The organism is Pseudomonas sp. Arb-4-2C (assembly GCF_055755015.1).
The window spans coordinates 4517696-4529646 of sequence record NZ_CM146899.1; the positions used below are offsets into that span (position 1 = coordinate 4517696).

The 11951-nt window shown below is 60.8% G+C and carries 12 protein-coding genes; 11 read left to right on the top strand and 1 reads right to left on the bottom strand.

Annotated features, from left to right (window positions below; translation table 11 throughout):
* Positions 1-244 precede the first annotated feature (244 nt).
* The 11 genes from glpD (at position 245) to AC0J41_RS20500 (ending at position 11032) form a co-directional block, all read left to right on the top strand.
* Positions 245-1780 (top strand): glycerol-3-phosphate dehydrogenase, encoded by a 1536-nt coding sequence (gene glpD, locus AC0J41_RS20450; protein ID WP_473013453.1) that lies wholly within the window; start codon positions 245-247, stop codon positions 1778-1780.
* A gap of 439 nt (positions 1781-2219) precedes the next feature.
* Positions 2220-3146: a glutamate/aspartate ABC transporter substrate-binding protein gene (locus AC0J41_RS20455; RefSeq protein WP_473013454.1), complete on the top strand. Its 927-nt coding sequence runs from the start codon at positions 2220-2222 to the stop codon at positions 3144-3146.
* A gap of 193 nt (positions 3147-3339) precedes the next feature.
* On the top strand, positions 3340-4086 hold the full coding sequence (locus tag AC0J41_RS20460) for an amino acid ABC transporter permease (protein WP_025112391.1): 747 nt from the start codon (positions 3340-3342) through the stop codon (positions 4084-4086).
* Positions 4086-4757 carry an amino acid ABC transporter permease gene (locus AC0J41_RS20465; protein ID WP_003227756.1) on the top strand — a complete coding sequence of 224 codons (672 nt, stop codon included), beginning with the start codon at positions 4086-4088 and terminating at the stop codon, positions 4755-4757. Before AC0J41_RS20460 ends, AC0J41_RS20465 begins: the two co-directional genes overlap by 1 nt.
* Positions 4754-5488, top strand: coding sequence for an amino acid ABC transporter ATP-binding protein (locus AC0J41_RS20470; RefSeq protein ID WP_025112392.1), 735 nt, complete (start codon positions 4754-4756; stop codon positions 5486-5488). Before AC0J41_RS20465 ends, AC0J41_RS20470 begins: the two co-directional genes overlap by 4 nt.
* 163 nt (positions 5489-5651) lie before the next feature.
* On the top strand, positions 5652-7553 hold the full coding sequence (gene aauS / locus AC0J41_RS20475) for a two-component sensor histidine kinase AauS (protein WP_473013455.1): 1902 nt from the start codon (positions 5652-5654) through the stop codon (positions 7551-7553).
* Positions 7550-8878, top strand: coding sequence for a two-component response regulator AauR (aauR, locus tag AC0J41_RS20480; RefSeq protein WP_025112394.1), 1329 nt, complete (start codon positions 7550-7552; stop codon positions 8876-8878). Before aauS ends, aauR begins: the two co-directional genes overlap by 4 nt.
* An 8-nt stretch (positions 8879-8886) precedes the next feature.
* On the top strand, positions 8887-9216 hold the full coding sequence (locus tag AC0J41_RS20485) for a GlpM family protein (RefSeq protein WP_178082099.1): 330 nt from the start codon (positions 8887-8889) through the stop codon (positions 9214-9216).
* 109 nt (positions 9217-9325) lie between these two features.
* Positions 9326-10246: an arginase family protein gene (locus AC0J41_RS20490; protein ID WP_473013456.1), complete on the top strand. Its 921-nt coding sequence runs from the start codon at positions 9326-9328 to the stop codon at positions 10244-10246.
* Positions 10243-10617 carry a DMT family transporter gene (locus tag AC0J41_RS20495; RefSeq protein ID WP_025112397.1) on the top strand — a complete coding sequence of 125 codons (375 nt, stop codon included), beginning with the start codon at positions 10243-10245 and terminating at the stop codon, positions 10615-10617. The genes AC0J41_RS20490 and AC0J41_RS20495 overlap by 4 nt, the downstream gene beginning before the upstream one ends.
* Positions 10610-11032 carry a DMT family transporter gene (locus tag AC0J41_RS20500; RefSeq protein ID WP_473013457.1) on the top strand — a complete coding sequence of 141 codons (423 nt, stop codon included), beginning with the start codon at positions 10610-10612 and terminating at the stop codon, positions 11030-11032. Before AC0J41_RS20495 ends, AC0J41_RS20500 begins: the two co-directional genes overlap by 8 nt.
* Positions 11033-11081: 49 nt before the next feature.
* Here AC0J41_RS20500 and AC0J41_RS20505 read toward each other — a convergent pair whose 3' ends face one another.
* Positions 11082-11948, bottom strand: coding sequence for a fatty acid desaturase family protein (locus AC0J41_RS20505; protein WP_473013458.1), 867 nt, complete (start codon positions 11946-11948; stop codon positions 11082-11084).
* Positions 11949-11951: the final 3 nt, after the last annotated feature.

The window sequence follows — 11951 nt, forward strand, 5'->3', positions numbered from 1 at the left end:
ATCTTGTGGCTGGCTCAAATCCCTGTGGGAGCGGGCTTGCTCGCGAAGAGGTACTTACAAACAGCACATCTCTAGCGCTCTTGCGCGCCTCTCATGTTCGAAAATTTTCTTTTAGCCGTCCTTCGATGAGTTTTTTCAATCGAAGTCGACTGGCTGTGCACGTCTTTATGGGCTACCATTTTCGCAAATGAACATTTATGTTCGATTTCCAAGACAGAAAATCAAAAGAGCCCGAGGCCAGCCGATGTCCACATCTACCTTGCGTACGCCCCCTATCGCCGAGATCTACGATGTTGCCGTGATTGGCGGCGGGATCAATGGAGTGGGGATCGCAGCGGATGCCGCCGGTCGCGGTCTTTCGGTGTTCCTTTGCGAAAAGGATGACCTGGCCAGCCACACCTCGTCGGCCAGCAGCAAGCTGATCCACGGTGGCCTGCGCTACCTCGAACACTACGAATTCCGTCTGGTGCGTGAAGCACTGGCCGAGCGCGAAGTACTGCTGGCCAAGGCGCCGCACATCGTCAAGCCGATGCGCTTCGTGCTGCCGCACCGTCCGCACCTGCGTCCGGCATGGATGATCCGCGCCGGCCTGTTCCTTTATGACAACCTCGGCAAGCGCGAAAAACTGCCGGGTTCGAAAAGCCTGAAGTTCGGCGCTGACAGCGCGCTGAAAAGTGAAATCACCAAGGGTTTCGAATACTCCGATTGCTGGGTCGATGACGCCCGTCTCGTAGTGCTGAACGCCATGGCCGCCCGGGAAAAAGGCGCCCATGTCCACACCCAGACCCGTTGCGTCAGCGCCCGCCGTGCCAAAGGCCTGTGGCACCTGAACCTGGAGCGCGCCGACGGCAGCCTGTTTTCGATCACCGCCAAAGCGCTGGTGAACGCCGCCGGCCCGTGGGTCGCCAAGTTCATCCGTGACGACCTGAAGATGGAATCACCGTACGGCATCCGTCTGATTCAGGGCAGCCACATCATCGTGCCAAAACTGTACGAAGGTGATCACGCGCACATCCTGCAAAACGAAGATCAGCGCATCGTCTTCACCATTCCGTACCTGAACCACTTCACCCTGATTGGCACCACCGACCGCGAATACACTGGCGATCCGGCCAAAGTGGCGATCACCGACGGCGAAACCGACTACCTGCTCAAAGTGGTCAATGCCCACTTCAAGAAGCAGATCAGCCGCGACGACATCCAGCACAGCTACTCGGGCGTGCGCCCGCTGTGCAACGACGAATCCGACAATCCGTCAGCCGTGACCCGCGACTACACCCTGGCCCTGTCCGGCAGCGCGGAAGAAGCGCCGCTGTTGTCGGTGTTCGGCGGCAAGCTGACCACCTACCGCAAGCTCGCCGAATCGGCGATGGCCCAGCTGATGCCGTACTTCACTCAGATGCGTCCGAGCTGGACCGCCACCGCCACCCTGCCCGGCGGTGAAGACATGACCACCCCGCAAGCCTTGAGCGCGCAGATCCGCGACAAGTTCGACTTCGTGCCGACCGAGATCGCCCGCCGCTGGGCCACCACCTACGGCAGCCGCACCTGGCGCATGCTCGAAGGTGTGGAAACCCTGGCCGACATGGGCGAACACCTCGGCGGCGGGCTCTACACCCGTGAAGTCGACTACCTGTGCAGCGAAGAATGGGCGACCATTGCGCACGACATTCTGTGGCGTCGCAGCAAACTGGGCCTGTTCACCACCCCGGCTGAGCAAGAGAAGCTGGCAGCGTACCTGGGCAAGGTCGAGCAGAACCGCAAGATTGAAGCGGCCTGATCCACTGGCCGATTGATAAGAAGCCCCTGAATCTCACGATTCAGGGGCTTTTTTATAGGTCGTACTCCCTCCCCTGCAGGAGTGAGCCTGCTCGCGATTGCAATACATCAGACACCATCTATTTGACTGACCCACCGCGATCGCGAGCAGGCTCACTCCTGCAGGGCATCGGTTATCACTGAACTGCGTTCGGTTTTCCGAATGCGACCTCCCGGTCAATTCGGATAACCGGATCAGTTTCAGCCAAAAACACCGACACAAAACTTTAATCACCTTAAAAATCAAGCGATTAGCTAGTAGCAACTGGTCTGGCACGACTCATGCTCTACACTCTCCGACGAATGCCTGCCGTGCCAACACTTCAGGAGCCGTCAGGCATTCGAAGCACAAAAGGGCCGACGAACTGGCTCCATAAAAAAAACAATTCGAGGAAAATTTGATGCGCATCGTTCCCCATATCCTGGGCGCAGCCATTGCTGCCGCTCTGATCAGCACACCAGTTTTCGCCGCCGAACTCACCGGCACCCTGAAGAAAATCAACGATTCGGGCACCATCACGCTCGCTCACCGTGACAGCTCCATCCCGTTTTCCTACATCGCGGATGCTTCCGGTAAACCCGTGGGCTACTCCCACGACATTCAAGTGGCCATCGTTGAAGCCCTGAAAAAAGACCTGAACAAGCCAGACCTGCAGGTCAAATACAACCTGGTGACCTCGCAAACCCGTATCCCGCTGATCCAGAACGGCACCGCGGATATCGAGTGCGGCTCCACCACCAACAACGCCGAACGCGCCCAGCAAGTCGACTTCACCGTCAACATCTTCGAAATCGGCACCCGTCTGCTGGTCAAGAAAGACAAGGAAGGCAACCCGTCCTACAAGGACTTTGCTGACCTGAAAGGCAAAAACGTCGTGACCACCGCCGGCACCACGTCCGAGCGCATCATCAAAGCGATGAACGCCGACAAGCAGATGGGCATGAACATCATCTCCGCCAAAGACCACGGCGAATCCTTCAACATGCTGGAAAGCGGTCGCGCCGTAGCCTTCATGATGGACGACGCCCTGCTGGCCGGTGAAGAAGCCAAGGCCAAGAAGCCGAACGACTGGATCATCACCGGTACGCCGCAATCCTTCGAAGCCTACGCGTGCATGGTTCGTAAAGACGATCCGGCCTTCAAGAAAGCTGTCGATGACGCCATCGTTGGCCTGTACAAGTCTGGCGAGATCAACAAGATCTACAGCAAGTGGTTCGAAAGCCCGGTCCCGCCAAAAGGCCTGAACCTCAACTTCCCGATGAGCGACAAGGTCAAGGATCTGATCGCCAACCCGAGCGACAAGCCGGCGCCTGACGTAAAAATCTGATTCCTGACTAACCTTATCGCCTGAGGGAGCGACCTTCCCTCAGGCGTCTGTTACTACCTGCTGGCTTCACTGTGGAACACTCGACCTGGCGGTTTTCGAGCCGATCGCGTGTGCCCGACGTTCAACGTCGGGCGGGAAAGGATCTTCCCCAAGCGGGTGCTTGTACATCGATCGATTTCGAGGGGAGACCCTAATGAATTACAACTGGGACTGGGGCGTGTTCTTCAAGTCCACCGGCGTTGGCAGCGAGACGTATCTCGACTGGTACGTCACCGGTTTGGGCTGGACCATTGCCATTGCCATCGTGGCATGGATTATCGCCTTGCTGCTGGGCTCCATTCTGGGGGTCATGCGCACCGTGCCGAACCGCCTCGTATCAGGCATCGCGACCTGCTACGTCGAACTGTTTCGCAACGTGCCGCTGCTGGTTCAGCTGTTCATCTGGTACTTCCTGGTGCCCGACCTGCTGCCGCAGAACTTGCAGGACTGGTACAAGCAGGACCTCAACCCGACCACCTCGGCCTACCTGAGCGTTGTCGTGTGCCTGGGCCTGTTCACCGCCGCCCGTGTCTGCGAGCAGGTGCGCACCGGCATCCAGGCGCTACCTCGCGGCCAGGAATCCGCCGCCCGCGCCATGGGCTTCAAGCTGCCACAGATCTACTGGAACGTGCTGCTGCCCCAGGCCTACCGCATCATCATTCCGCCGCTCACCTCCGAATTCCTCAACGTGTTCAAGAACTCCTCCGTGGCGTCCTTGATCGGCCTGATGGAACTGCTGGCGCAAACCAAACAGACCGCCGAATTCTCGGCCAACCTGTTTGAAGCCTTCACCCTGGCCACGCTGATCTACTTCACCCTGAACATGAGCCTGATGTTGCTGATGCGCCTGGTCGAGAAGAAAGTCGCGGTGCCCGGCCTGATCTCCGTGGGGGGTAAATAATGGACTTCGATTTCAGCGGCATCATCCCCGCGATCCCGGGCCTGTGGAACGGCATGGTCATGACCTTGCAGTTGATGGTCATGGGCGTGGTCGGCGGCATCGTGCTGGGGACCATCCTCGCCCTGATGCGCCTGTCGTCGAGCAAACTGCTGTCGCGCGTGGCCGGCGCCTATGTGAACTACTTCCGTTCGATCCCGCTGCTGCTGGTGATCACCTGGTTCTACCTGGCGGTACCGTTCGTGCTGCGCTGGATCACCGGTGAAGACACTCCGATCGGCGCGTTCACCTCCTGCGTCGTGGCCTTCATGATGTTCGAAGCCGCGTACTTCTGCGAAATCGTCCGGGCCGGCGTGCAGTCGATCCCCAAAGGCCAGATGGCCGCGGCGCAAGCGATGGGCATGACCTATGGCCAGACCATGCGTCTGATCATCCTGCCCCAGGCGTTCCGCAAGATGACCCCGTTGCTGCTGCAACAGTCGATCATCCTGTTCCAGGACACCTCGCTGGTCTACACCGTGGGCCTGGTGGACTTCCTCAACTCCGCCCGCTCCAGCGGCGACATCATCGGTCGTTCCAACGAGTTCCTGATCTTCGCCGGTGTCGTCTACTTCATCATCAGCTTTTCCGCCTCGCTGCTGGTCAAGCGTCTGCAAAAAAGGTTCGCCGTATGATCTCTATCAAAAACATCAACAAGTGGTATGGGGACTTCCAGGTGCTGACTGATTGCAGCACCGAGGTCAAGAAAGGCGAGGTGATCGTGGTCTGCGGCCCGTCGGGTTCGGGCAAGTCGACCCTGATCAAGTGCGTCAACGCGCTGGAGCCGTTCCAGAAAGGCGACATCGTCGTCGATGGCACCTCGATTGCCGATTCCAAGACCAACCTGCCGAAACTGCGCTCGCGCGTCGGCATGGTGTTCCAGCATTTCGAGCTGTTCCCGCACCTGACCATCACCGAAAACCTGACCATCGCGCAGATCAAGGTACTCGGCCGCAGCAAGGAAGAGGCGACCAGGAAAGGCCTGCAACTGCTGGAGCGCGTAGGTTTGTCGGCGCACGCCCACAAGCATCCGGGGCAACTGTCCGGTGGCCAGCAACAGCGTGTGGCGATTGCCCGCGCACTGGCCATGGACCCGATCGTCATGCTGTTCGACGAGCCGACCTCGGCGCTGGACCCGGAAATGGTCAACGAAGTGCTCGACGTGATGGTGCAACTGGCCCACGAAGGCATGACCATGATGTGCGTGACCCACGAAATGGGCTTTGCGCGCAAAGTGGCCGACCGCGTGATCTTCATGGACGCCGGCAAGATCATCGAAGACTGCCCGAAAGAGGAGTTCTTCGGCGACATCAGCGCCCGCTCCGAACGTGCGCAGCATTTCCTCGAGAAAATCCTGCAGCACTAAAAGCGACACACCGCTCCCCAACTGTGGGAGCGGGCTTGCTCGCGAAGAGGCCGGCACTTTCAACTGCGTTGACTGATCCAGCGCTTTCGCGAGCAAGCCCGTTCCCGCATTGGATCAATGATGATCCTGAGATTTGTGTTGTGGTTGACCCAAGGCAACTGTGATGAAATGCGACCCCAATCTCTATCGCGCAGCGCCGCCATCACTTGCCGTGAAGCCCCGTCTGATTCGCCATCTGTTCTTGCCGCCACTGATCATCGTGCTGATGATCGGACTGGGTTACGCCGGCTTCTGGACCAGTGAACACTTCGGCATCCGCAGCCTCAGCGAAAGCGGCCAGCGCCAGCTGGAACTGCATGCGCGCACGGTCGAAAGCGAGATCAGCAAATACACCTACCTGCCCAGCCTGCTGGAACTGGAAACCAGTGTCCCGCAACTGCTGGCCGACCCGACCCCGGAACACCGGCAAACAGTCAACGCTTACCTCGAAGGCCTGAACCGGCGCAGCCGCAGTCGGGCGATCTACGTGATGGACACCACCGGCCGCGTGATGGCCACCAGCAACTGGCGCGACGTCGACAGTTATCTGGGTGAAGACCTGTCCTTTCGCGCCTATTTCCAGAAAGCCGTGCGCGGCGAACCCGGGCGTTTCTACGGGATCGGCAGCACCAGCGGCGAACCCGGTTACTACCTGGCCCATGGCCTGGAAGAACACGGCAAGATCATCGGCGTCGCCGTGGTCAAGGTGCGTCTCGAAGCGCTGGAGGAGCGCTGGCAACGGGCGCGCCTGGAAGCCTTCGTCAGCGACGAGAACGGCATCATCATTCTTTCCAGTGATCCGGCGCGGCGCCTCAAATCCGTCGTGCCGCTGAGCGACGAGACCAAGGAAAAACTCGCCCGCAGCCTGCAGTACTACTGGTTCCCGCTCAACGAACTGCAACCGCTGGCCCGCGAGACCCTGGCCGAAGGCGTGGAGAAACTGACCTTCCCCGCCAACAGCGAACTGAGCGCCGACGACGACAGCATCAGCTATCTGGCGCAGACCCGGCCGCTGAGTGACACACCGTGGAATTTCACCCTGCTCACGCCGTTGCAGGACTTGCGGCGCGAGGCGATCAACCAAGGCATTCTGGTGTCGGTCGCCTTCGCCCTGGTGGCGTTCCTGCTGATCGCCTGGAACGAGCGGCGCAAGGTCATCGCCACCCGCCTCGCCGCCCGCGAAGCCCTGCAGGAAGCCAACAATCAACTGGAGCGTCGGATTACCGAACGCACCACCGACCTGCGCGCCAGCAACGAACGCCTCAAGAGTCAGATTCGCGAGCGGCGCCAGGCCGAGGAAACCCTGCGCCGCGCCCAGGATGAACTGGTGCAGGCCGGCAAACTCGCGGCGATCGGCCAGATGTCGACCAGCATTGCCCATGAATTGAACCAGCCGCTGGCGGCGATGCGCACGCTGTCGGGCAACACCATTCGTTTCCTCGAACGCGGTCAGCTCGACATCGCCAGCACCAACCTCAAGACCATCAACGACCTGATCGACCGCATGGGCCGGATCACCGCCAGCCTGCGCTCGTTCGCCCGGCGCGGTGACGACAAGGGCCAGGCCAGTCTCGGCAAAGCGGTGGAGGCGGCGCTGCAATTGCTCGGGGCGCGGGTGGACAGCATGGCGCTGCAGTTGCACCGGCAGTTCATCGACGTGCAGGTGCAGATCGACCAGACTCGCCTAGAGCAGATTCTGGTCAACCTGATCGGCAACGCCCTCGACGCCATGCAGGCGCAACCCTCGCCGCAGTTGTGGCTGGAAGGTGAAGAGTTCAACGGCAAATATCGCCTGCGAGTGCGTGACAACGGCCACGGCGTCGATGCCGAAGCGCGCAAGCACCTGTTCGAACCGTTCTTCACCACCAAACCCGGCGAACAGGGTCTGGGCCTCGGCCTGACCCTCTCCGCCAGCCTCGCTGCCGCCACCGGCGGCCACCTGGGTGTCGAACACCCGGCCAGCGGTGGCACCACCTTCGTCCTCAGTTTACCGTTGGTAAGCCCTATTCCTGCCGAGCCAATATGAACCACGACCTTAGTGTGCTGATCGTCGAAGACGACCCCCATGTGCTGCTCGGCTGTCAGCAGGCACTGACCCTGGAAGACATCCCCTGCATCGGCGTCGGCAGTGCCGAAGAAGCGCTGGAGCGGGTCGGCGACAACTTCGCCGGCATTGTCATCAGCGACATCCGTCTGCCCGGCATCGATGGCCTGGAACTGCTGACCCGCCTCAAGCAACGCGACCGCAGCCTGCCGGTGGTGTTGATCACCGGCCACGGCGACATCTCCATGGCCGTCGGCGCGATGCAGAAAGGCGCGTACGACTTCATGGAAAAACCCTTCTCGCCTGAGCGTCTGGTGGACGTCGCCCGGCGTGCGCTGGAGCAACGCAGCCTCGCCCGGGAAGTCTCCTCGCTGCGGCGACAACTGGCCGAACGCGATTCTCTTGAGGGCCGCATCATCGGCCGTTCGCCAGCGATGCAGAACCTGCGCGAACTGATCGCCAACGTCGCCGACACCTCGGCCAACGTGCTGATCGAAGGCGAAACCGGCACCGGCAAGGAACTGGTCGCGCGTTGCCTGCACGACTTCAGCCGCCGCCACACCAAGCAGTTCGTCGCGCTGAACTGCGGCGGCCTGCCGGAAAACCTGTTCGAAAGCGAGATCTTCGGCCACGAGGCCAACGCCTTCACTGGCGCTGGCAAGCGGCGCATCGGCAAGATCGAACACGCCGACGGCGGCACGCTGTTCCTCGACGAAGTGGAAAGCATGCCGCTGCCGTTGCAGATCAAATTGCTGCGCGTCTTGCAGGAACGCACCCTCGAACGCCTCGGTTCGAACCAGAGCGTGGCGGTGGATTGCCGAGTGATTGCAGCGACCAAGTCCGACCTCGACGAGGCGAGCAAGGCCGGTGAGTTCCGTAGCGACTTGTACTACCGCCTCAACGTGGTAACCCTGGAATTGCCGCCACTGCGCGAGCGTCGCGAAGACATCCTGCAGCTGTTCGAACACTTTACCCAGCAGTCGGCGCTGCGTTTCGACCGGGTGTTGCCGGATCTGGACAACCAGACCCTGTCGAACCTGATGAGCCACGATTGGCCGGGCAACGTGCGTGAACTGCGCAACGTCGCCGAGCGCTTCGCCCTTGGCCTGCCAGCGTTCAAGAAATCCGGCGCCAGCAGTGGCGGCCAGGGCCTGGCGTTCGCCGAAGCGGTGGAAGCGTTTGAGCGCAATCTGCTCAACGACGCCCTGCAGCGCAGCGGCGGCAACCTGACCCAGGCCAGCCTGGAACTGGGCATGGCCAAGACCACGCTGTTCGACAAAGTGAAAAAGTACGGGTTGAGCCACTGATGGATCTGATTCTCAAAGCCGCCCTTGGCGCGGCAGTGGTGGTGATTCTCGCCGCGCTGTCGAAAACCCGAAACTATTACATCGCCGGGCTGGTGCCGCTGTTTCCGACCTTTGCCCTGATCGCCCACTACATCGTCGGCAAGGGCCGCTCGATCGACGATCTGAAGGCGACCATCGTGTTTGGCATGTGGTCGATCATTCCGTACTTCATCTATCTGGCGACGCTGTACGTGATGGTTGACCGGATGCGGCTGGAGGCCTCACTCGCGGTGGCGGTTGTCGCTTGGTTGATCGCGGCAACCGTGCTGGTCTCGGTCTGGGTACGCCTGCACGCCTGAGGCAGCGGCTGGCCCGTCCCTTGCATTTACCCCCAAAGCCCTGCCCGGCTGGCGCTCATGATCGATGAGGCCGGTGTCTGGCAGGGTCTGCCAAGGGTGAATAGCGACCTTGAACATTTTAGATCTCGACCACAGCCTGACTGCCCAGGCGCCCATTGCGCGACTGCTCGACAGTGGCCGTGCCAAACGCCTGGACCTGCTCGACCTCGGCCCGAAACTCAGGCTCTGGTCCAGCGAACGCACCTGGCGGCGTTTTGCCGAACGCTTGCAGCAACGACCGCGGCACAGCGGCCCGACGCCGGAAATCTTCTTCGTCGGCTCCGGTGATTATCATCACCTGACCCCGGCGTTTCTCACCGACCTGCCCGAGCCGGTCAGCCTGATCCACTTCGACAACCACCCCGACTGGGTGCGTTTCGCGCCGCGCCGGCATTGCGGTTCATGGGTCAATCAGGCGCTGAAACTGCCGAACATCCGCCGCATCGTGACCCTGGGGCCGTGCAGCGATGACCTGCAAAACCCGCAGTTGAAGGGCGCTAACCTCGCGGCCCTCAGACGTGGGGTTCTGCAACTGTTTCCGTGGCAGCACGCGCCCTCCAAAGTCTGGGGACGCATCGGTGACGGCGCCGGGCATGCACAGCAGGAAAACATGCTGCACTGGCACAACCTGTCGCAAGTGGACTGGCCCCTGTTCCTCGACAACATGATTGCCAGCCTGCCGACCGATGCGGTGTGGATCACCATCGACAAAGACGTGCTCGCCAGCGAAGACGCCGCGACCAATTGGGATCAGGGCGGCATGCGCTTGAGCCATATGCTCCAGGCCCTGCGCGCTCTGGCGGCGAGCAAGCGCATCATCGGCATCGACATCTGCGGCGAGTACGCCCGACCGGCCTTCAGCAACCTGCTCAAACGCTGGGAGGCGAAGACCGACCAGCCACCGGCCGAGCGCTGGAGCGACGCCGATATCCTGCGCAATTCGGCGACCAATCAAGCCTTGATCGAGCTGTTCGAGGAGTTGTTTCCATGACGTTCACCGTGATTGTGCTGGTGGCCCTGTCCATCGTTCTGGACGTGGTTGGCCAGCTCTGTTTCAAACTGGGCCTGGACCGGATACCGGAGCTGGAAGGTGGTTTTCGCCTTCAGCTTTTCTGGGGGCAGGTGTTCAACGCGCCGCTGCTGTGGGCCGGGATCGGTGCTTACGCCGTGGAGTTTTTCGTCTGGCTCGCAGCCCTGTCGCGGGCACCGCTGAGCCTGCTGTTTCCGGCAGCGGCACTGGCTTATTGCGGTGTGGTGCTGGCAGGCAAACTGGTGCTCGGTGAAACCGTCAGCCGGCGGCGCTGGATGGGCACTCTGGTGATTACGGCGGGCGTCATGCTCGTGTGTGCCGGCCATGTCTGAAGTTCGCCTGGAACTGCAAAGGAACGACGCGATGCATTGGCTGCACGGGCGCCTGGGCACCGTTGTGCTTTGGGCGCTGCTGATTATTCTGGAAAGTGGCGGGCAGATCGCAAGCAAGGTCGGCGGCGATCAGTTGGGCCAGGTCGACTTCACCCTGCAATGGCTGCAAGGCATCGTCATGACGCCCGGCGTGTGGGTGGCGATTGCCTGCTACATCGGCGCGTTTTTCGTCTGGATGCTGATCCTGCGACGCAGCAGCCTGTCACTGGCGTTCCCCTTGAGCTCGCTGGTATTTGTCGGTGTGCTGCTGGGGTCGTGGCTGGGGCTGGGCGAGCAGATCAGCCTGCTGCACTGGGTTGGCGTAGCCGTGATCATGGGTGGGATTGCCCTGCTTGCCGAAGGCGAAGAGCACTAAACGCAATGACCGGTAAACCGCTCCCGGCGAGAGCGGTTTACCGGCGGGATCACTCCTTGCGGTGATCCAGCAGAAAACCCAATCCGTGCGCCAGCGCAATATCTTTCACTCCCGCCTCCTGCTGCTGCCGCGCAATCTGCCGGTGATAAGCCTTGACCTGCGTCCAGTGCATTTTCGGCCGGTAGTGGTGCTCGGCGTGATAGCCGTTGTTCATCCACAACAGGTTATACAACGGACTGTAGGCACTCACGCCCCAGGCGATCGGCAAGTCCGGGTTGCCGCCAAAATGCTCGTAATAGCCATTGAGCGACGACAGCGCCTGGCCCAGATACCAGAACGGCAGCAGCACCAGCACCGCTTGCCAGTCGTACACCGCCAGCAGCAGATAAAACGCCACCGTCATATAGATTTCGACCTGAACCCAGCGCGCGTCCTTCGGGCGTTTGCGGCGCATTTGGGCGTAGATCGGTTTGGGATCGTCGCGAAAAAAACTCAGAAAGGTGTAAGACCAGGGATTCTCCGGCTGACCGTTCTTGCCGCGCAGATAAATCGACAGCGGATCAATGGTCTTGCCATCCGCCCCCGGCCGATCCGAGTTGCCCCGATGGTGCCGGTTGTGGATATCGCGATAGAGGGTTTGCGAAAAACCGATGGTCAGCGACAACAGCAGGTCGAACGCCCGGTTCATCCACCCCGCAGTGAAATAGGCGTTGTGGATCTGGTTGTGGGAAATGCTGTTGATGCTCCACGACAGGCTGATCGCATAGCCCAGCGCCAGCGGCACAAACGCCCACCAGGACAGGTCGTGAAAGGCCGCAACCAGCCACAGGACGAAAGCGAAATGGGCCAGGCCCAAAGTGATGGGGATCAAGTCCCACAACGAATGAGCCAGCAGACGGTAAGCAGGGCGAGCCATGAA